We start from the raw sequence: 20,796 nt of genomic DNA, 5'->3' as shown, positions 1-20,796 counted from the left end.
CAAAATAAATTATGAATAAAAAACTTCTTTCATTGCTGTTTTTAGCAGTGCCATTTTTCACATTTGCACAAGAAAAAGGGCTAGATCAAAAAATTGATGAAGCTTTTGGAAATGCAACAGGATGGTTTGTAGAAATTATTTTTTACCAAATACCTTTTACAGATACAGTTAGTATTTATTGGGTTTTATTTCCTTTAATTTTAGGAGCATTGTATTTTACTTTTTATTTCAATTTTATAAATTTTAAAGGTTTTTTTACTTCTATAAACATTGTTAGAGGTAAATATGATGATTTAGAAGGTCGGGTAGATCATAATGTAGAGATTGCAAAGTCTAAATTTACTGATGAAGATGATAATCCAGATACAATAAGAATAGAAGGGCATGAAGGAGAGGTTTCACACTTTCAAGCATTAACTGCTGCATTATCTGCAACAGTTGGTCTAGGAAATATTGCAGGAGTTGCTATTGCAGTTTCTATTGGTGGAGCTGGTGCTACATTTTGGATGATTGTTGCAGGGTTTTTAGGAATGGCTTCAAAATTTGTAGAATGTACTCTAGGTGTAAAATATAGAGATATCGAAGACGATGGAACTGTATATGGAGGTCCTATGTATTATTTAACAAAAGGATTAAAAAATAAAACATTAGGTAAAATTTTAGCAGCGCTATTTGCAATTTTTGTAATTGGAGGTTCTTTTGGAGGAGGAAACATGTTTCAAGTAAACCAAGCATTTCAATTAGTAGAAAATATAACTGGTGGTTCAGAATCATTTATCCATGGTAAAGGATGGTTGTTTGGTTTAGTAATGGCTATTCTAGTAGGTATTGTTATTATTGGAGGAATTAAAAAAATAGCAAAAGTAACTGATAAAATTGTTCCTTTTATGGTGGCAATTTATGTAGCAGCTTCATTATTTGTAATTTTTGCAAATTACAATATGATAGGAGATGCTTTCGCTCAAATATTTAATGGAGCATTCAGTCCAGAAGGAATAGCTGGTGGAGCTGTAGGGGTTTTAGTGCAAGGATTTAGAAGAGCTGCTTTCTCAAATGAAGCAGGTATTGGTTCTGCATCTATTGCACATTCAGCTGTAAAAACAAAATATGCAGCAAGTGAAGGTATGGTTGCTTTATTAGAGCCATTTATTGATACAGTTGTAGTTTGTACAATGACTGCTTTAGTATTAATTATTACAGGAAATGTAGCTGCAGAAAATGCATCCTTAAATGATGCGCAAGCAATTTTGTTAACTTCTGGTGCATTTGAATCTGCAATTTCATGGTTTCCTTATGTATTAACTGTTGCAGTTGTATTATTTGCATTTAGTTCTATGATTTCTTGGTCTTATTATGGTTTTCAAGGTTGGGTTTATTTATTTGGTAGATCTAAAAAAATGGAATATACATATAAAGTAATTTTCTGTGTGTTTGTGGTTATTGGAGCAGCAGCGAGTTTGGGTTCTGTTATTGGTTTCTCAGATGCAATGGTGTTTGCAATGATGGTTCCTAATATGATTGGTTTAATAATTCTTGCACCTAAGGTAAAAGAAGAATTAAATAAATATATGAGTGCTATAAAATCAAAAAGCGAATAAGAAATTCTATATGAAAATGTTTAAATCCCATTTCTGGTATAACAAAAGCCAAAGAAATGGGATTTTCTTTTTAGTATTTTTAATCATCATTTTACAAACCATAATTGTTTTTGGTGATTTTTCTTCTGATGAAAAAGTAGATTTAGATACTACAAAAGTTATAGCATTTCATCAACAAATAGATAGTTTACAAGCAATTGAAATAGAAAATAGAAAACCAAAAATTTATCCTTTCAATCCTAATTATATAACAGATTATAAAGGAGAACAATTAGGAATGTCTCTAAAAGAGATTGATAGACTCTTAGCTTTCAGAAAAACAAACAAATTTATAAATTCTAAAAGTGAGTTTCAAAAAGTAACTCAAGTTTCAGACTCTTTGTTGAATCAAATTTCACCTTATTTTAAATTCCCAGACTGGGTTGTAAAATCAAGTAAGCAAAAGCCAAAATATAATGTTTCTTCAAGCTCAGTTGAGAAGTTTTATATAAAGAAGAAAGTATCAACCACAGATCTCAACAAGGCTACTGCAGAAGATTTTAAAACGATTAGCGGAATTGGAGCTGCGTTTTCAGAACGAATTATAAAATACCGCTCAAAATTACAGGGTTTTTCATTTGAAAGTCAACTAAATGAAGTTTGGGGATTAGAAAATGAAGTTACAGAAAAGATAATTGCAATATTTAAAATTTATGAAAAACCAATTATCAAAAAGACAAATGTAAATACAGTAACATTTAAAGGGCTTTTGAAAAATCCATATATAGATTATAATTTATGTAAAAAGATATTCGAATATAGAGATGAAGTTGCTGAACTTCAAAATATTTCAGAATTAAAAAATATCAAGGATTTTCCTTTGGATAAATATGATAGAATAGTCTTATATTTGGTCGCTGAATAATTAACAAATTCTCTATCGTAATGAACAGTATGTATTTTACAGAAGAGCATGAAGCTTTTCGTGCTAGTTTCAAAGAATTTTTGCAAAAAGAAGTAGTTCCTCATATTGATAAATGGGAGAAAGATGGAAATATAGAACGTTTTATATGGAAGAAATTTGGAGAAATGGGTTACTTTGGCTTAAATACTCCAGAAGAATTTGGAGGTTTAAACTTAGATTTATTTTATACAGTTATCTTTTTAGAGGAATTGCAAAAAATTAATTCTGGTGGATTTGCAGCTGCAATGTGGGCACATGAGTATTTAGCAATGACACACCTTAATAAAGAAGGTGATGATTTTATTAAAAATAAATATTTAGTACCAAGTGTAGAAGGAGATATGATTGGTTGTTTGTGTATCACAGAACCTTTTGGAGGGAGTGATGTTGCAGGTATGCGTTCTACAGCTGTTAAAAAAGGCGATAAATATATTTTAAACGGATCAAAAACATTTATTACAAATGGTGTAGATTCAGATTATTTAGTTGTTGCAGCAAAAACAGATCCTTCAGATAAATATAAAGGAATCAGTATTTTTGTGGTGGATAGAAAATCAAAAGGTCTTTCTGCAACCAAATTAAATAAATTAGGTTGGAAAGCTTCAGACACAGGAGAAATTGCTTTCGATAATGTAGAAATTCCAGCAACAAATTTAATGGGTGAAGAAGGAAAAGGATTTCCTTATATAATGCAGCATTTTGCTTTAGAGCGTTTAATAATGGGAGTTAATGCACATGCAAGAGCAGAATTTGCTATGAATTATGCGTTAAATTATATGCAAGAACGTGTTGCTTTTGGTAAATCTTTAGATAGATTTCAAGTCTTAAGACACAAAATTGCAGAAATGGCAAGTAGGGTAGATATGTGTAAAGAATACAATTACTCAATAACAAAACGTTTAAATGATGGTCAGTATGTTGTAAAAGAGGCAAGTATGTCTAAGTTGCTTTCTACAAAAATGGCAGATGAGGTTATTTATGACGCATTACAAATGTTAGGAGGTTATGGTTATATGGAAGATTATCCTATGGCACGCTTGTTAAGAGATAGTAGATTAGGACCAATAGGAGGAGGAACTTCAGAAATTTTAAAAGAAATTATCGCAAAAATGGTAATTGATCATAAAGTTTACAAACCAGCTACATAGAATAATTTTATAAAAGTTTAATTTTTTAGTTTTGCTAATTGTTAACTTTATGGCGTTGCCTAAAGGTCTCGCTTTCACTACTCGCTTTTTGTTTTTATCAAAACAAAAGAGCTCAAACAATTAACCTGTCTTGAGCGAAGTCGAAAGGTTCAATCGCTAACGCAAACTGCTTATTTAAAATATTTTGTAATTACTAATTGTCAATTCATAATTTGTAATTATCTTTGCAGTCCAAAAAATAAATCAATAGTTTAAATACTATTCAAAATATAAAGATACTATGAAGGGAGGTGCCAACTTATGTTAATTATACCAATTAAAGAAGGAGAGAATATAGATAGAGCTTTAAAACGTTACAAAAGAAAATTTGATCGTACTAAAACGATGAAAAACTTGCGTGCTAGAAAGAACTTTACAAAACCTTCAGTAGCAAACAGAGCGCAAAGAATTAAAGCTTCTTATGTTCAGAGACTAAGAACACAAGAAGAAGTAGGTTAGAAATAACTTATTATTCTAAATATAAAACTCGTATTGAATTTTCAATACGAGTTTTTTTATGCATTTTTTTGTAGATTTACTTATAAAATATTTGAAATTTGATTAATGCTTTTTTAGATTATTTGTCTTTAGAAAAAAAATATTCTGTACATACAGTTACTGCGTATAAAAACGATTTAATTTCATTTAGAGATTTCTTAGTTTTAGAGTATGATCAGGAAAACATATTAGAAGTTCATTATCCACAAATTAGAAGTTGGATTGTTGTTTTGGTGAATAGTAAAATATCTAATAGAACTATTAATAGAAAAGTAAGTTCATTAAAATCTTTTTATAAGTTTTTACAGAAAACGAATCAAATAGATAATAATCCACTTTCTAAACACAAAGCTTTAAAAGTAGAGAAAAGAGTACAAGTGCCATTTTCGTTTAAAGAAATAGATGCTGTAATTAATCAAATAGAAATTGATAATGATTTTACATCCATAAGAAATAGGTTAATTGTAGAGCTATTTTACTCAACAGGTATTAGAAGGGCAGAACTTATTAATATTAAAGAAAGAGATATTAGCTTTTCAGATAAAACAATTAAGGTATTAGGTAAAAGAAATAAAGAGAGATTTGTTCCTCTGTTAAGTTCTGTAATTCAAACTTTAAAAAGATATTTAGAGTTAAAAAAAGAATTTTCAATAGGTTTAGAAGAGCTTTTTATTACAGAGAAAGGAAATAAAATATACGAAACTCTTGTTTACAGAATTATTAATTCCTACTTTAGTAGGGTCTCATCAAAAGAGAAAAAAAGCCCACATATATTAAGGCATTCATTTGCAACACACTTATTAAATGAAGGGGCAGATCTAAATTCAGTTAAAGAGTTGCTAGGGCATTCTTCTTTAGCTTCAACACAAGTCTATACTCAAAATAGTCTTGATGTAATAAAAAAAGTATATAACCAGTCTCACCCTAGGAGCAATAAAAAAGGATAAAGTATGAAAGTATTCACCCAGTCAGTAAATTTTAATGCAGATAAAGAACTTATAAAATTTGTAGATGAAAAAGTTTTAACACTAGTTAAATATCATGATAAAATAGTAGATGCAGAAGTTTTTTTAAAAGTTCTTAATATAAGTGATAAAGAAAACAAGTTAACTGAAATTAAAATTAATATTCCGGGAAGTGAATTAATAATAAAAAGAGAAACTAAAACCTTTGAAGAAGGAGTGAATTCTGCAGTAGATAACCTAAAAAGACAACTAAAAAGATCTAAAGAAAAGTATAGAGATTCAATAATTTCATAAATATTGAAAAAAAAACAAAAAAATAATTATAAAATGTTTTAGAATCTAAAAAAACTTTATACATTTGCAATCCGTTAGAAATAGCGGGTTGTTTTTTTGCAACAAAAGCCGATGTAGCTCAGCTGGCTAGAGCAGCTGATTTGTAATCAGCAGGTCGTGGGTTCGAGTCCCTCCATCGGCTCAAAAACAACAAAAATTGCGCAAGCAATTTTAAGTTCATTAAAATAGTAAATTAAAGGGGAGATACTCAAGCGGCCAACGAGGACGGACTGTAACTCCGTTGACTACGTCTTCGCAGGTTCGAATCCTGCTCTCCCCACAATTTACATATTGCGAAAGTAGCTCAGTTGGTAGAGCGTCAGCCTTCCAAGCTGAATGTCGCCGGTTCGAACCCGGTCTTTCGCTCAAAATTATCAACAAGCCGGTGTAGCTCAGTTGGTAGAGCGCATCCTTGGTAGGGATGAGGTCGTGAGTTCAAATCTCATCGCTGGCTCAATTAAAAAGTATTATTAGACACTAAATATTTAAATTAAGAATTAAAATTAATAAACATGGCAAAGGCAACTTTCGATCGTTCAAAACCACACCTTAACATAGGTACTATTGGGCACGTAGATCACGGTAAAACAACTTTAACTGCTGCTATTACTAAAGTATTAGCTGATGCAGGATTTTCTGAAGCAAAATCATTCGATCAGATTGATAATGCACCAGAGGAAAAAGAAAGAGGTATTACAATTAATACTTCTCACGTAGAGTATCAAACTCAAAACCGTCATTACGCTCACGTTGACTGTCCAGGTCACGCGGATTACGTAAAGAACATGGTAACAGGTGCTGCTCAGATGGACGGTGCAATTTTAGTTGTTGCTGCAACAGATGGGCCAATGCCTCAAACAAGAGAGCATATTCTTTTAGGTCGTCAGGTTGGTATTCCTCGTATGGTTGTATTCATGAATAAAGTGGATATGGTTGATGATGAAGAATTAATCGAGTTAGTAGATATGGAAGTAAGAGAATTGCTTTCTTTCTATGAGTATGATGGAGATAATGGGCCTGTAATTGCTGGTTCTGCATTAGGTGCATTGAATGGAGAGAAAAAATGGGTAGATACAGTTTTAGAATTAATGGAAGCTGTTGATTCTTGGATTGAAGAGCCATTAAGAGAGGTTGATAAAGATTTCTTAATGCCAGTTGAGGATGTGTTTTCTATTACTGGACGTGGTACTGTAGCAACAGGTCGTATTGAGACTGGTATTGCTAATACTGGAGATGTTGTTGATATTATTGGTATGGGAGCTGAAAAAATGACTTCTACTATTACTGGTATTGAAATGTTCCGTCAAATATTAGATAGAGGTGAAGCTGGTGATAATGCAGGTATCTTATTAAGAGGTATTGCAAAAGAAGATATTAAAAGAGGTATGGTAATCTGTAAGCCAGGTTCTGTAACTCCTCATGCTAAGTTTAAAGCAGAGGTTTATGTTCTTAAAAAAGAAGAAGGTGGACGTCATACTCCTTTTCATAACAACTACCGTCCTCAGTTCTATGTAAGAACTACGGATGTAACAGGTACTATTAACTTACCTTCAGGTGTTGAAATGGTAATGCCAGGTGATAACTTAACAATTACAGTTGATTTGATTCAGCCAATCGCATTAAACGTAGGTTTACGTTTTGCTATCCGTGAAGGTGGTAGAACAGTTGGTGCAGGTCAAGTTACAGAATTATTAGACTAATATTTTATTAGTTTATTAATCAATAAATTCTAAGGGTGTTCCGTTTTTAACGGAACGCCTTTATCAATGAATAAGAAACGGGCGTAGTTCAGCGGTAGAGCACTGGTTTCCAAAACCAGCTGTCGGGAGTTCGAATCTCTCCGCCCGTGCAATAAAACATAAAAGTAATATGAACTTTATACAATATATCAAAGATTCTTTTGACGAATTAAGTAACCACATGACGTGGGTATCTAAAGAAGATGCTCAAAAAACTACTGTAACAGTAGCTGTTTTTACAATTGTATTTGCATTAGCAGTAGCTGGTATTGATTATGTTTTTCAAACTGGATTAGATAACTTTTTTAAATTGTTTTAAGAAAATAAATTATGGCTGATACAGTAATGAAATGGTATGTTGTTAGAGCCATTGGAGGACAAGAAAATAAAGTGAAAGCTTATATTGAAACTGAAATTTCACGTGTTGGTTTATCTGATTATGTGAGTCAAGTAATTGTTCCTACAGAAAAAGTAGTTCAAATTAGAAACGGAAAGAAAGTTAACAGAGAAAGAGCCTTTTTTCCGGGTTATATAATGATTGAGGCAAACCTTTCTGGAGAAGTACCACACGTTATTAAAGCTATTACAGGAGTAATTGGGTTTTTAGGTGAAACAAAAGGTGGTGATCCTGTTCCTATGAGAAAATCTGAAGTAAACAGAATGTTAGGTAAGGTTGATGAGCTTTCAGTTCAAGATGATAACATAGCAATTCCATTTAATATAGGAGAAACAGTAAAAGTTGTAGATGGTCCATTTAATGGATTTGATGGAACTATAGAAAAAGTTAATGAAGAGAAGCGTAAACTTGAAGTAATGGTGAAAATTTTCGGAAGAAAAACTCCATTAGAATTAAGTTATATGCAAGTAGATAAGATATAATTGTTACACAAATATTATATATAACGATTTGTTTTTAAGCTTCCAAATTTAAAACAAATCATTAAACATTTTAAAATGGCAAAAGAAGTTAGTAAAGTAGTTAAGTTACAAGTAAGGGGAGGCGCAGCGAATCCATCGCCGCCGGTTGGACCCGCTTTAGGAGCTGCTGGTGTTAACATTATGGAGTTCTGTAAACAGTTTAATGCAAGAACGCAAGACAAACAAGGTAAAGTTTTACCTGTTGTTATTACTGTTTTCAAAGACAAATCATTTGATTTTCTTGTAAAGACTCCTCCTGCAGCAGTTCAGTTACTAGAAGCGGCCAAAATTAAAAAAGGTTCTGGAGAACCAAACAGAAAGAAAGTAGCATCAGTTACTTGGGATCAAATTAAAGTTATTGCAGAAGATAAAATGGTAGATTTAAATGCCTTTGAAGTTTCTTCAGCAATGAGAATGATTGCAGGTACAGCACGTTCTATGGGATTAACAGTAAAAGGTGATGCACCAGCATAAACTTTATAAAAAGTAGTAAAATGGCAAAATTAACAAAAAAGCAAAAAGAAGCTTACGCAAAGGTAGATAGCTCTAAATCTTATGATTTAGCTGCAGCTTCAGCGCTAGTCAAAGACATTACTAATGTAAAGTTTGATGCATCAGTAGATTTAGCAATACGTTTAGGAGTAGATCCTCGTAAAGCAAATCAAATGGTTCGTGGTGTTGTAACATTACCTCACGGAACAGGGAAAGATGTTAAAGTATTAGCATTAGTAACTCCAGATAAAGAAGCAGAAGCTACAGCAGCAGGTGCAGATTATGTTGGACTAGATGAGTACCTTCAAAAAATTAAAGGAGGATGGACAGATGTAGACGTAATTATTACAATGCCAAGTGTAATGGGTAAATTAGGTCCTTTAGGAAGAGTTTTAGGTCCTAGAGGTTTAATGCCAAATCCAAAAACTGGTACTGTAACTATGGACGTTGCAAAAGCTGTTACAGATGTAAAAGCTGGTAAAATCGACTTTAAAGTTGATAAAACTGGTATCGTACATGCAGCAATTGGAAAAGTATCATTTGATGCTAAGAAAATTGAAGAAAATGCAAACGAGTTAATACAAACAATTATTAAATTGAAACCAACAACAGCAAAAGGAACGTATGTAAAAAGCGTTTTTATGTCTAGTACAATGAGTCCTAGTATTGCGGTTGAGGTGAAAACTGTTTAATACGTTAAAACTTATAATCATGACTAGAGAAGAGAAATCACAAGTAATACAAGATTTAACAGCAGTATTAGCAGAAACAAATACGTTATATTTAACAGATATTTCTGGATTAGATGCACAAGCTACATCTAATTTAAGAAGAGCTTGTTTTAAAGCAGGTGTTCAGTTATCAGTTGTTAAAAATACATTACTTGCAAAAGCAATGGAGGCTTCAGATAAAGAATTTGGAGACTTACCATCAGTATTAAAAGGTAATACATCAATGATGATTGCTGAAGCAGCAAATGCTCCAGCAAAATTAATCAAAGAATTCAGAAAGAAAGCAGATAGACCTTTATTAAAAGGTGCATTTGCAGAAGAATCTGTTTACATTGGAGATGATCAATTAGGTGCTTTAGTAGATATTAAATCTAGAGAAGAGCTTATTGGAGAAATCATTGGATTATTACAATCACCGGCTAAAAATGTTATTTCAGCATTACAATCAGGTGGTCAAACACTTTCAGGTATTATTAAAACTTTATCTGAAAAATAATTACGCGCACAAATAAACTATAATAAACAAAATTTTTAAAAACAATTAAAATGGCAGAATTAAAAGATTTCGCAGAGCAATTAGTTAACTTAACAGTAAAAGAAGTTAATGAATTAGCTACTATTTTAAAAGATGAATATGGTATTGAGCCAGCAGCAGCAGCAGTTGCAGTAGCAGGTCCAGCAGCAGGTGGAGAAGATGCAGCAGATGAGCAAACTGAATTTGATGTTATTTTAACAGCAGCAGGAAGTTCTAAATTAGCAGTTGTAAAATTAGTTAAAGAATTAACTGGTTTAGGATTAAAAGAAGCTAAAGGTATCGTTGATAGTGCTCCTGCAGCAGTAAAAGAAGGTGTAACTAAAGATGAGGCTGAAGGTCTTAAAAAGTCTTTAGAAGAAGCTGGAGCTGAAGTAGAGCTTAAGTAAGCTATTATTCCCGATTTCGAAATTATCGAAACGGGAAAACAAATTTAGGTTTAGGTACTAAGAACTAACGTTTTTAGACCTAAACCATTTTGTGTATATATTCGTTTTTTATTTTTATTCAGATTTTAATCAAAAAAATATTCTCTTTTGGCAACGAAAAACACTACTGAAAGAATCAACTTCGCTACTTCTCAAATGATTAAGGAGTATCCAGACTTTTTGGATATTCAGGTAAAATCTTTTCAAGATTTTTTCCAACTTCAAACAAAGGCAGAAGAAAGAGGTGAAGAAGGTTTGTACAAAACCTTCATGGATAACTTTCCAATTACAGATACAAGAAATCAATTTGTATTAGAATTTTTAGATTACTTTGTAGATCCACCAAGATATTCTATTCAAGAATGTATTGAAAGAGGTCTTACACACAGTGTGCCCTTAAAAGCACGTCTAAAATTGTATTGTACAGATCCAGAACACGAAGATTTCGAAACTATTGTTCAAGATGTATATCTTGGAACAATTCCTTATATGACAAACTCAGGTACCTTTGTAATCAATGGTGCTGAGCGTGTAGTTGTTTCTCAATTACATAGATCACCAGGTGTCTTCTTTGGACAATCTTTCCATGCAAATGGTACAAAATTATATTCAGCAAGGGTAATTCCTTTTAAAGGTTCTTGGATAGAGTTTGCTACCGATATCAATCAAGTTATGTATGCTTATATTGATAGAAAGAAAAAATTACCAGTAACAACATTATTCAGAGCCATTGGTTTTGAAAGAGATAAAGATATTTTAGAAATTTTTGATCTTGCAGAAGAGGTAAAAGTTTCTAAAGCTGGATTAAAAAAAGTATTAGGTCGCAAATTAGCTGCTAGAGTTTTAAAAACTTGGCATGAAGATTTTGTAGATGAAGATACAGGAGAAGTTGTATCGATCGAAAGAAATGAAATCATTTTCGATCGTGATACAATCTTAGATAAAGAACATATTGATGAAATAATAGAAGCTGGTGCTAAAACCGTTTTACTTCATAAAGAAGATAACGATATGGCAGATTATGCTATTATTCATAATACATTACAGAAAGATCCTACCAATTCTGAAAAAGAAGCAGTAGAGCATATCTATAGACAATTACGTAATGCAGAACCGCCAGATGAGGAGACTGCAAGAGGTATTATAGATAAGTTATTCTTTTCTGAACAAAGATATAATTTAGGTGAAGTTGGTCGTTTTAGAATGAATACTAAACTTCAGTTAAATGAACCTATTGATCAAAAGGTATTAACAAAATTAGATATTATAACGATTATAAAATATTTAATTGAGTTAATCAACTCTAAAGCAGAGGTTGATGATATTGATCACTTATCTAACAGACGTGTAAGAACTGTTGGTGAGCAATTAGCAGGTCAATTTGGTGTTGGTTTAGCTCGTATGGCTAGAACAATTCGTGAACGTATGAATGTGCGTGATAACGAGGTGTTTACGCCAATCGATTTGATTAATGCTAAAACATTATCATCTGTAATTAACTCATTTTTTGGTACCAACCAATTATCTCAGTTTATGGATCAAACAAATCCATTAGCAGAGATTACTCATAAGCGTAGATTATCTGCACTTGGACCTGGAGGTTTATCAAGAGAAAGAGCTGGTTTTGAGGTACGTGATGTTCACTATACTCATTATGGTCGTTTATGTCCAATTGAAACTCCTGAGGGACCAAATATTGGTTTAATTTCTTCACTTTCTGTTTTTGCAAAAGTGAATAATTTAGGATTCATTGAAACTCCTTATAGAAAGGTTGATAATGGTGTTGTTGCAACAAATGAGCCAATCTATTTAAGTGCTGAAGAAGAAGAAGGTATGAAAATTGCCCAATCTAATTTAGAGTTAAAAGAAGATGGAAGTATTGTTTTAGATAGAGTTATTGCAAGAGAAGAAGGAGATTTCCCTGTAGTTAGTCCAGATGCGATTAATTATATGGATGTTGCTCCAAATCAAATTGCTTCGATATCTGCATCTTTAATTCCTTTCTTAGAACATGATGATGCAAATAGAGCATTGATGGGATCTAACATGATGCGTCAAGCAGTTCCGTTATTAAGACCAGAATCTCCAATTGTAGGGACTGGTTTAGAACGTAGAGTTGCAAAAGATTCTCGTATTTTAATTAATGCAGAAGGAGCTGGTGAAGTTACTTATGTAGATGCAAATAAAATTACAATTAAGTACGATAGAAATGATGAAGAAAAACTTGTAAGTTTCGATTCTGATGAAGTTTCTTATAACTTAATTAAATTTAGAAAAACAAATCAAGGAACTAATATCAACCTTAAGCCAATTGTAGAAAGAGGTGATAGAGTTGAAGAAGGACAAGTTCTTTGTGAAGGTTATGCAACACAAAAAGGAGAATTAGCTTTAGGTAGAAATATGAAAGTAGCCTTTATGCCTTGGAAAGGGTATAACTTTGAGGATGCAATTGTAATTTCGGAAAAAGTTGTTCGTGAAGATATATTTACATCTATTCATATTGATGAGTATTCTTTAGATGTTAGAGATACAAAATTAGGAACTGAAGAGTTAACTAATGATATTCCTAACGTTTCTGAAGAAGCTACAAAAGACTTAGATGAAAATGGAATGATTAGAATTGGTGCAGAAGTGAACCCTGGTGATATCTTAATAGGTAAAATCACACCAAAAGGAGAATCTGATCCAACTCCAGAAGAAAAATTATTACGTGCCATTTTTGGTGATAAAGCAGGTGATGTAAAAGATGCATCTTTAAAAGCTTCTCCTTCATTAAGAGGTGTAGTAATTGATAAAAAATTATTTAGAAGAGCTGTAAAAGATAAGAACAAGAGATTAAGAGATAAAGAAGCGGTAGCTACTTTAGAAGCATCTTTTGTTGGTAAATTTGAAGGATTAAAAGATATTTTAATTGAGAAATTATTTACACTTATCAGTGGAAAAACATCACAAGGTGTATTTAATGATTTAGGTGAAGAAGTTTTACCAAAAGGTAAAAAGTATACACTAAAAATGTTAAACTCTGTAGATGATTATGTACATTTAACAGGTTCTTGGACAACTGATAAAGAATTAAATAATTTAGTAGGTGAGTTAGTTCACAACTACAAAATTAAAGTAAATGATTTACAAGGTTCTTTACGTCGTCAAAAATTTACAATCTCTGTAGGTGATGAATTACCAGCTGGAATTTTAAAATTAGCTAAGGTTTACATCGCTAAGAAACGTAAATTAAAAGTTGGTGATAAAATGGCAGGTCGTCATGGTAATAAAGGTATTGTTGCTCGTATTGTTAGAGCAGAAGATATGCCTTTCTTAGAAGACGGAACTCCAGTTGATATCGTGTTAAATCCATTAGGTGTACCTTCTCGTATGAATATTGGTCAGATTTATGAAACTGTTCTTGGTTGGGCAGGTCAAAAATTAGGAACTAAATATGCAACACCAATTTTTGATGGAGCATCTTTAGATCAGATTAATGGAATTACAGATGAAGCTGGTGTACCAAGATTTGGACATACTTATTTATATGATGGAGGAACAGGAAAACGTTTCGATCAACCAGCAACAGTTGGTATCATTTATATGATTAAGTTAGGACACATGATTGAAGATAAAATGCATGCGCGTTCTATTGGTCCTTATTCATTAATTACACAACAACCTTTAGGTGGTAAAGCACAATTTGGAGGACAACGTTTTGGAGAGATGGAAGTTTGGGCATTAGAAGCATATGGTGCATCAAGTATCTTAAGAGAAATCTTAACTGTAAAATCTGATGATGTAATGGGTAGAGCTAAAACATACGAAAGTATTGTGAAAGGTGAAGCTATGCCAGAACCAGGTTTACCAGAATCATTTAATGTATTAATGCATGAACTTAAAGGTTTAGGTTTAGACGTTAGATTAGAAGAATAACAAAATTGATACAAGAAGTAGGTTTTTAACTTACTTCTTGTAATCATTTATTTATAAGTCTCATTGAGGCCATTTTTACAATTTTAATTCGAATCCATCAACATGGCAAGAAAACAAGAAAAGTACACTGTAAAAAAGTTTAATAAAATCTCAATTGGTTTATCATCACCAGAAGCTATTTTAGAAATCTCTAAAGGTGAAGTTTTAAAACCAGAAACAATAAATTACCGTACGCATAAACCAGAAAGAGATGGTTTATTTTGTGAGCGTATTTTTGGTCCTGTAAAGGATTATGAATGTGCTTGTGGAAAGTACAAAAGAATTCGCTACAAAGGTATCGTTTGTGATAGATGTGGTGTAGAAGTAACAGAAAAGAAAGTACGTAGAGATAGAGTTGGTCACATTAATTTAGTGGTACCAGTTGCTCATATTTGGTATTTTAGATCATTACCTAACAAAATGGGATACCTTTTAGGTTTACCATCTAAGAAGTTAGATATGATTATTTACTACGAACGTTATGTAGTAATTCAACCAGGTATTGCAAAGAATGTTGAAGGAGAACCATTACAAAAAATGGATTTCTTAACTGAAGAAGAATATTTAGATATTGCTGACGAGTTACCACAAGACAATCAATACTTAGATGATTCTGACCCAAACAAGTTTATCGCTAAAATGGGAGCAGAGTGTTTAATTGATTTATTAGCTCGTATCGATTTAGATGCGTTATCTTTTGAATTAAGACATAAAGCAAACACAGAAACGTCTAAACAACGTAAAACTGAAGCATTAAAACGTTTAAATGTTGTTGAAGCATTTAGAGATTCTCAAAAGAATAGAGAGAATAATCCAGAATGGATGATCATGAAAGCAGTTCCGGTAATTCCACCAGAATTGAGACCATTAGTACCATTAGATGGAGGTCGTTTTGCAACTTCAGATTTAAATGATTTATATAGAAGAGTTATTATTAGAAATAACCGTTTAAAAAGGTTAGTTGAAATTAAAGCTCCAGAAGTTATTTTACGTAATGAAAAACGTATGTTACAAGAATCAGTAGATTCATTATTTGATAACACTCGTAAATCATCAGCAGTTAAAACTGAATCTAATAGACCTTTAAAATCTTTATCAGATTCATTAAAAGGTAAACAAGGACGTTTCCGTCAAAATTTATTAGGAAAACGTGTTGATTATTCAGCTCGTTCTGTAATTGTTGTTGGACCAGAATTAAAACTTTCAGAATGTGGTATCCCTAAGGATATGGCAGCTGAACTATACAAGCCTTTTGTAATTAGAAAATTAATTGAAAGAGGAATTGTAAAAACAGTTAAATCTGCAAAGAAAATAATAGATAGAAAAGAACCAGTTGTTTGGGATATTTTAGAAAATGTAATTAAAGGGCATCCAGTTTTATTAAACAGGGCTCCTACTTTACACAGACTAGGTATACAAGCTTTTCAACCAAAGTTAATTGAAGGAAAAGCGATTCAATTACATCCACTAGCATGTTCTGCATTTAATGCGGATTTTGATGGGGATCAAATGGCAGTTCACTTACCATTAGGACCAGAAGCTATTTTAGAAGCACAATTATTAATGTTGGCTTCTCATAATATCTTAAACCCTGCAAATGGTGCTCCAGTAACAGTTCCTTCTCAGGATATGGTACTTGGTTTATACTATATGACAAAAGAAAGAATCTCTACTCCAGAAGTACCAATTAAAGGAGAAGGATTAACTTTCTATTCACCAGAAGAAGTAACTATTGCTTTTAACGAAGAAATGGTAGACTTAAATGCTGGTATTAAAGTAAGAACTCAAGATATTGATGAGAATGGAGAGCAAGTAACTAAAATTATTAAAACTACTGTTGGTAGAGTTTTATTTAATGAAAAAGTTCCTGCTGCTGCTGGTTATATTAATGAAGTTTTAACTAAGAAAAATTTACGTGGAATTATTGGTGGTATTTTAAAAGCTACAGATATTCCTACTACAGGAGAATTCTTAGATCAGATTAAAAATATGGGATATAAATTTGCCTTCCAAGGTGGTTTATCATTCTCATTAGGTGATATCATTATTCCAAAAGAAAAACAAGGTATGATTGATGAAGCCAATAAAGAGGTGGATGTAATTGTATCTAATTATAACATGGGTATGTTAACGCAAAAAGAGCGTTACAATCAGGTAATTGATATTTGGGGTAGAACCAATAACGATTTAACTGAGTTATCTATGAAACGTTTACGTGAAGATCAACAAGGTTTCAACTCTGTATATATGATGCTTGATTCTGGTGCAAGGGGTTCTAAAGAACAAATTCGTCAGTTAACAGGTATGCGTGGATTAATGGCAAAACCTAAAAAATCTACAGCAGGTGGTGGAGAAATTATTGAGAATCCAATTCTTTCTAACTTTAAGGAAGGATTATCAATTCTTGAATACTTTATTTCTACTCACGGTGCGCGTAAAGGACTTGCAGATACCGCTTTAAAAACGGCAGATGCTGGTTACTTAACTCGTAGATTGGTAGATGTATCTCAAGATGTTATCATTAACGAAGAAGATTGTGGTACATTAAGAGGTTTAGAAGTTACTCCATTAAAGAAGAATGATGAGATTGTAGAATCTTTATCAGATAGAATTGAAGGACGAATTTCTTTACAGGATGTTTATCACCCATTAACTGATGAACTTATTATAGAAGCTAATCAACCAATTACTTCTCAATTAGCATTAGCTATAGAGAAATCTGGAATTGATGGTTTAGAAGTAAGATCTGCATTAACTTGTGAGTCTTCAAAAGGTATTTGTGCAAAATGTTACGGACAAAGTTTGTCTACACTTAATAAAGTACAAATAGGTGAAGCAGTTGGTGTAATTGCAGCACAATCTATTGGAGAGCCAGGTACACAGTTAACATTACGTACATTCCACGTTGGTGGGGTTGCAGGTAATATTTCTGAAGAAAATAAATTAATTGCTAAGTTTGATGGTAAAGTTACTATTGATGATTTACGTACAGTTGTTGGAAAAGACGCTGATGGTAATGAAGTTGATATTGTAATTTCTAGAACAGCAGAAATTAAGATTATAGATAAGAAAACAGGAATTACTCAGAGTACAAACATTATTCCTTACGGTTCTATCATTTTTGATAAAGAACGCAAATCAATTAAAAAAGGAGATGTAATTGTACAGTGGGATCCATTTAACGGTGTGATCGTTTCTGAATTTGCTGGAAAAGTGAAGTTTGATAATTTACAACAAGGTATTAATTACTCTGTCGAGATTGATGAGCAAACAGGTTTCCAAGAAAAAGTAATGATAGATTCTAAAAATAAGAAAATCATTGCTTCTCTAATCATAGAAGATGAAGACGGTAATGCTTTACGTTCTTATAGTTTACCAGTAGGTGCACACCTAATGATAAATGATGGAGATAAAGTTGAATCTGGTCATACTTTAGTTAAAATACCAAGAAAATCTGGTAAAGCAGGAGATATTACAGGAGGTTTACCACGTGTAACAGAGTTATTTGAAGCACGTAACCCTTCTAATCCATCTGTAGTATCAGAGATTGATGGTGTTGTTTCTTTCGGAAAAATTAAGCGTGGTAATAGAGAAATTATTGTTGAATCTAAAACAGGAGATATTAGAAAGTATTTAGTTAAACTTTCTAACCAAATCTTAGTTCAAGAAAATGACTTTATTAAAGCAGGTATGCCTTTATCAGATGGAGCAACAACTCCTTCAGATATTTTAAGAATTAAAGGACCTTCTGCAGTTCAAATGTACTTGGTGAATGAAATACAAGAAGTATATCGTTTACAAGGTGTAAAAATTAACGACAAACATTTCGAAGTTGTTGTTCGTCAAATGATGCGTAAAGTTAAAATTATTGATTCTGGAGATACTTTATTCTTAGAGAATCAATTAATTCATAAAATTGACTTTATCAAAGATAACGACGCTATCTACGGAATGAAAGTTGTTGAAAATGCTGGAGATTCAGAAAATTTAGTAGCAGGACAAATTATTTCTGCACGTCAATTAAGAGATGAAAATTCTTTATTAAGAAGAAATGATCAAAACTTAGTTGAAGCAAGAGATGCTAAACCAGCAACGGCAGAACAAGTATTACAAGGTATTACAAGAGCATCACTACAAACAAAATCGTTTATTTCTGCAGCTTCTTTCCAGGAAACTACAAAAGTATTAAACGAAGCTGCTGTAAGTGGTAAAGTAGATACATTAGAAGGCTTGAAAGAGAATGTAATTGTTGGTAAGAGAATTCCAGCAGGAACAGGTATGAGAGCTTATGACAAGATTCTAGTTGGTCCTAAAGACGAAATAGAACAAAGTTTCTAAATAAACGTTTAATCGTTAAAATTTTTAAAAGTTGAATTGTTTACTGTAACATAATTACATTATTCAATTCAACTTTTTTATTTTTTGTACATTTCAACAATTACCCAATTTAACAAGATAAATTATGGAAGAAAATCAAAAAAAAGACGGACAAATAAATATTGAATTAGATCAAGAAATTGCAGAAGGAACATATTCTAATTTGGCAATTATCAATCATTCTGTATCAGAGTTTATTGTAGATTTTATAAATATTATGCCAGGTGTTCCAAAGGCTAAAGTAAAGTCTAGAATTATTTTAACTCCCCAACATGCAAAAAGGTTAACACAAGCTTTAGCAGAAAATGTTAGAAAGTTTGAACAGCAACATGGAGAAATAAAAGATTATGAACAACCTCCAATTCCAATGAATTTTGGACCTACAGGTCAAGCATAAAAAAAAGCGAAACTTTTAAAGTTTCGCTTTTTTTGTTTTTATATAGTTCTTGTTTTGTTTAATAGCCAATAATCTGCTAATACTAAAGCAGTCATCGCTTCTACAATAGGTACAGCTCTTGGTACAACACAAGGATCATGCCTTCCTTTACCTGTAATCTCTGTAAGTTCATTTTCAGAGTTAATTGTTTGTTGAGAGCTCATAATCGTTGCAACGGGCTTAAAAGCGACTCTAAAGTAGATATCCATTCCATTACTAATTCCTCCTTGAATTCCTCCTGATAAATTAGATTGTGTTGAACCATCCGCATTAAATATGTCATTGTGTTCAGAACCTTTCATCTTTGCACCACAAAACCCACTTCCAAACTCAAAACCTTTTACAGCATTTATAGATAACATTGCGCTACCTAATTGAGCATGAAGCTTATGAAAAATTGGTTCACCCAAGCCTACAGGTACATTTTGTGCAACACAAGTAATTGTACCTCCAATTGTATCTCCAGCTTTTCTGATTTCTTGTATTTTAGTTATCATTTTTTCTGCGGAAGCTTCATCTGGACAACGTACAATATTGCTTTCAGTTTTAGAAAAATCTAAATCTTGATAAGGTTTGTCTAGAAAAATATCTCCTACAGAAGAGGTAAAAGCATTAATATTCATGCTAGAAATCAATTGTTTTGCTAAAGCACCAGCAACTACCCAATTGGCAGTTTCACGAGCAGAACTTCTTCCTCCGCCTCTATAATCTCTAGTTCCAAATTTCTTGTCATAGGTATAGTCTGCATGAGAAGGTCTGTATATATTTGTATTATGGTTATAATCCTTAGATTTTTGATTGGTATTTCTAATTATAAAACCAATAGAAGTTCCTGTAGTTTTACCTTCAAAAATACCTGAAAGAAATTCTACAGTATCTGGTTCTTTTCGTTGTGTAACAATTTTAGATTGTCCAGGTTTACGTCTATTTAACTCATTTTGTATCGCATCAAAGTCTAGCTCTAATCCTGCAGGAAAACCGTCAATAACGCCTCCAATAGCAGTTCCATGAGATTCTCCATACGTAGTTACTTTTAATAAATTTCCGAAAGTATTAAACGACATAATTATAAAATTAGAATAATGAAAGCAAATATAGTAAAGAAGTATACATGAAGTCTATATTTATAAGAGTTTGTAATGATTTCTAAAAACTAAATTATATCTATAATGTCTGATTATTAAGGAGATATGAATTGTTATGAATTATATTCAAAAAAAATGAAAAATAATGTCTTTTTTGTTTCAGAAAATGAAAAAGCTTTCTATATTTGCATCCGCATTCAGGGAATACCTGATAAGACACTTGGAGAAATGGCAGAGTGGTCGAATGCGGCAGTCTTGAAAACTGTTGACTGTAACAGGTCCGGGGGTTCGAATCCCTCTTTCTCCGCAATGTCAGCTGATAATCAGTTAATTATGAGTTTGACACCCAGTATTACACCCAATTCTATTAGAATTGGGTGTTTTTTTATTGATGATATCTATGATTTTTAAAAAATTAATTTATTTTAGCTTCTCTGGACTTATTGTAAACTGTGCAATGTAAGTTTCTATCAAATGTAGTATATGGAAGATATGATTTACTTTGTGTTTTGAGTGTAAATTTCTTTTTCTGCTAAAAGTAGTATTAAAAAATCTTTATTAGAAATAGTTTATTTAA

At 32.0% G+C, this 20,796-nt stretch carries 17 protein-coding genes and 6 tRNA genes; 22 read left to right on the top strand and 1 reads right to left on the bottom strand.

The annotated features are described in order from the left end of the window. The first annotated feature begins 11 nt into the window (after window positions 1–11). The 21 genes from PHEL85_RS05740 (at window position 12) to PHEL85_RS05640 (ending at window position 19,095) form a co-directional block, all read left to right on the top strand. Window positions 12–1,598 (top strand): alanine/glycine:cation symporter family protein, encoded by a 1,587-nt coding sequence (locus PHEL85_RS05740; RefSeq protein ID WP_036822208.1) that lies wholly within the window; start codon window positions 12–14, stop codon window positions 1,596–1,598. 16 nt (window positions 1,599–1,614) lie between these two features. Then, the gene (locus PHEL85_RS05735) at window positions 1,615–2,502 is read left to right on the top strand and encodes a helix-hairpin-helix domain-containing protein (protein WP_235318235.1); all 888 of its coding nucleotides are present in this window, start codon (window positions 1,615–1,617) and stop codon (window positions 2,500–2,502) included. Window positions 2,503–2,522: 20 nt separating this feature from the next. Next, window positions 2,523–3,689, top strand: coding sequence for an acyl-CoA dehydrogenase family protein (locus PHEL85_RS05730; protein WP_036822202.1), 1,167 nt, complete (start codon window positions 2,523–2,525; stop codon window positions 3,687–3,689). 300 nt (window positions 3,690–3,989) lie between these two features. Beyond that, window positions 3,990–4,187, top strand: coding sequence for a 30S ribosomal protein S21 (gene rpsU / locus PHEL85_RS05725; RefSeq protein WP_036822200.1), 198 nt, complete (start codon window positions 3,990–3,992; stop codon window positions 4,185–4,187). A gap of 98 nt (window positions 4,188–4,285) precedes the next feature. Further along, on the top strand, window positions 4,286–5,173 hold the full coding sequence (locus PHEL85_RS05720) for a tyrosine-type recombinase/integrase (protein WP_036822198.1): 888 nt from the start codon (window positions 4,286–4,288) through the stop codon (window positions 5,171–5,173). 3 nt (window positions 5,174–5,176) lie between these two features. Then, the gene (locus tag PHEL85_RS05715; RefSeq protein WP_036822195.1) at window positions 5,177–5,485 is read left to right on the top strand and encodes an HPF/RaiA family ribosome-associated protein; all 309 of its coding nucleotides are present in this window, start codon (window positions 5,177–5,179) and stop codon (window positions 5,483–5,485) included. Window positions 5,486–5,592: 107 nt separating this feature from the next. Beyond that, a tRNA-Thr gene (locus PHEL85_RS05710) sits at window positions 5,593–5,666 on the top strand. A gap of 56 nt (window positions 5,667–5,722) precedes the next feature. After that, window positions 5,723–5,804: transfer RNA gene (locus PHEL85_RS05705), tRNA-Tyr, on the top strand. Window positions 5,805–5,817: 13 nt separating this feature from the next. Next, window positions 5,818–5,890 (top strand) — tRNA-Gly (locus PHEL85_RS05700). Window positions 5,891–5,905: 15 nt separating this feature from the next. After that, window positions 5,906–5,978: transfer RNA gene (locus PHEL85_RS05695), tRNA-Thr, on the top strand. Between the two features lie 58 nt (window positions 5,979–6,036). Next, window positions 6,037–7,224 (top strand): elongation factor Tu, encoded by a 1,188-nt coding sequence (gene tuf, locus PHEL85_RS05690; RefSeq protein WP_036822191.1) that lies wholly within the window; start codon window positions 6,037–6,039, stop codon window positions 7,222–7,224. A 77-nt stretch (window positions 7,225–7,301) separates the two neighbouring features. Further along, window positions 7,302–7,373 (top strand) — tRNA-Trp (locus PHEL85_RS05685). 20 nt (window positions 7,374–7,393) lie between these two features. Then, window positions 7,394–7,582: a preprotein translocase subunit SecE gene (gene secE / locus PHEL85_RS05680; protein WP_036823174.1), complete on the top strand. Its 189-nt coding sequence runs from the start codon at window positions 7,394–7,396 to the stop codon at window positions 7,580–7,582. 11 nt (window positions 7,583–7,593) lie between these two features. Beyond that, window positions 7,594–8,142: a transcription termination/antitermination protein NusG gene (gene nusG, locus PHEL85_RS05675; RefSeq protein ID WP_036822188.1), complete on the top strand. Its 549-nt coding sequence runs from the start codon at window positions 7,594–7,596 to the stop codon at window positions 8,140–8,142. A gap of 75 nt (window positions 8,143–8,217) precedes the next feature. Continuing rightward, window positions 8,218–8,655: a 50S ribosomal protein L11 gene (rplK, locus tag PHEL85_RS05670; RefSeq protein ID WP_036822186.1), complete on the top strand. Its 438-nt coding sequence runs from the start codon at window positions 8,218–8,220 to the stop codon at window positions 8,653–8,655. A gap of 20 nt (window positions 8,656–8,675) precedes the next feature. After that, window positions 8,676–9,365 carry a 50S ribosomal protein L1 gene (gene rplA, locus PHEL85_RS05665; protein WP_036822184.1) on the top strand — a complete coding sequence of 230 codons (690 nt, stop codon included), beginning with the start codon at window positions 8,676–8,678 and terminating at the stop codon, window positions 9,363–9,365. 19 nt (window positions 9,366–9,384) lie between these two features. Next, the gene (gene rplJ, locus PHEL85_RS05660) at window positions 9,385–9,900 is read left to right on the top strand and encodes a 50S ribosomal protein L10 (protein ID WP_036822181.1); all 516 of its coding nucleotides are present in this window, start codon (window positions 9,385–9,387) and stop codon (window positions 9,898–9,900) included. Between the two features lie 50 nt (window positions 9,901–9,950). Next, window positions 9,951–10,325 carry a 50S ribosomal protein L7/L12 gene (rplL, locus tag PHEL85_RS05655; protein WP_036822178.1) on the top strand — a complete coding sequence of 125 codons (375 nt, stop codon included), beginning with the start codon at window positions 9,951–9,953 and terminating at the stop codon, window positions 10,323–10,325. A gap of 147 nt (window positions 10,326–10,472) precedes the next feature. Continuing rightward, window positions 10,473–14,282, top strand: coding sequence for a DNA-directed RNA polymerase subunit beta (rpoB, locus tag PHEL85_RS05650; protein WP_036822175.1), 3,810 nt, complete (start codon window positions 10,473–10,475; stop codon window positions 14,280–14,282). 102 nt (window positions 14,283–14,384) lie between these two features. Beyond that, window positions 14,385–18,659 (top strand): DNA-directed RNA polymerase subunit beta', encoded by a 4,275-nt coding sequence (rpoC, locus tag PHEL85_RS05645; RefSeq protein ID WP_036822173.1) that lies wholly within the window; start codon window positions 14,385–14,387, stop codon window positions 18,657–18,659. Between the two features lie 124 nt (window positions 18,660–18,783). Continuing rightward, window positions 18,784–19,095 (top strand): DUF3467 domain-containing protein, encoded by a 312-nt coding sequence (locus PHEL85_RS05640; protein ID WP_036822170.1) that lies wholly within the window; start codon window positions 18,784–18,786, stop codon window positions 19,093–19,095. A 38-nt stretch (window positions 19,096–19,133) separates the two neighbouring features. Here PHEL85_RS05640 and aroC read toward each other — a convergent pair whose 3' ends face one another. After that, window positions 19,134–20,198 (bottom strand): chorismate synthase, encoded by a 1,065-nt coding sequence (gene aroC / locus PHEL85_RS05635; protein ID WP_036822167.1) that lies wholly within the window; start codon window positions 20,196–20,198, stop codon window positions 19,134–19,136. A 243-nt stretch (window positions 20,199–20,441) separates the two neighbouring features. Between aroC and PHEL85_RS05630 the strand changes: the two genes are divergently transcribed. Beyond that, window positions 20,442–20,526: transfer RNA gene (locus PHEL85_RS05630), tRNA-Ser, on the top strand. Window positions 20,527–20,796 lie beyond the last annotated feature (270 nt).

The organism is Polaribacter sp. Hel1_85 (assembly GCF_000766795.1).
Lineage (GTDB): Bacteria > Bacteroidota > Bacteroidia > Flavobacteriales > Flavobacteriaceae > Polaribacter.
The sequence above is the reverse complement of the archived record's forward strand: the minus strand, read 5'-3'. Positions and strand labels throughout refer to the sequence as shown.

Bases quoted from the DNA above. Each gene is read 5' to 3' on its own strand.
- rpsU (WP_036822200.1), top strand. From the start codon at position 3,990: ATGTTAATTATACCAATTAAAGAAGGAGAGAATATAGATAGAGCTTTA.
- PHEL85_RS05735 (WP_235318235.1), top strand. From the start codon at position 1,615: ATGTTTAAATCCCATTTCTGGTATAACAAAAGCCAAAGAAATGGGATT.
- PHEL85_RS05740 (WP_036822208.1), top strand. From the start codon at position 12: ATGAATAAAAAACTTCTTTCATTGCTGTTTTTAGCAGTGCCATTTTTC.
- rplJ (WP_036822181.1), top strand. From the start codon at position 9,385: ATGACTAGAGAAGAGAAATCACAAGTAATACAAGATTTAACAGCAGTA.
- PHEL85_RS05730 (WP_036822202.1), top strand. From the start codon at position 2,523: ATGAACAGTATGTATTTTACAGAAGAGCATGAAGCTTTTCGTGCTAGT.
- rpoC (WP_036822173.1), top strand. From the start codon at position 14,385: ATGGCAAGAAAACAAGAAAAGTACACTGTAAAAAAGTTTAATAAAATC.
- tuf (WP_036822191.1), top strand. From the start codon at position 6,037: ATGGCAAAGGCAACTTTCGATCGTTCAAAACCACACCTTAACATAGGT.
- aroC (WP_036822167.1), bottom strand. From the start codon at position 20,198: ATGTCGTTTAATACTTTCGGAAATTTATTAAAAGTAACTACGTATGGA.
- PHEL85_RS05715 (WP_036822195.1), top strand. From the start codon at position 5,177: ATGAAAGTATTCACCCAGTCAGTAAATTTTAATGCAGATAAAGAACTT.
- rplL (WP_036822178.1), top strand. From the start codon at position 9,951: ATGGCAGAATTAAAAGATTTCGCAGAGCAATTAGTTAACTTAACAGTA.
- PHEL85_RS05640 (WP_036822170.1), top strand. From the start codon at position 18,784: ATGGAAGAAAATCAAAAAAAAGACGGACAAATAAATATTGAATTAGAT.
- rplK (WP_036822186.1), top strand. From the start codon at position 8,218: ATGGCAAAAGAAGTTAGTAAAGTAGTTAAGTTACAAGTAAGGGGAGGC.
- rplA (WP_036822184.1), top strand. From the start codon at position 8,676: ATGGCAAAATTAACAAAAAAGCAAAAAGAAGCTTACGCAAAGGTAGAT.
- secE (WP_036823174.1), top strand. From the start codon at position 7,394: ATGAACTTTATACAATATATCAAAGATTCTTTTGACGAATTAAGTAAC.
- nusG (WP_036822188.1), top strand. From the start codon at position 7,594: ATGGCTGATACAGTAATGAAATGGTATGTTGTTAGAGCCATTGGAGGA.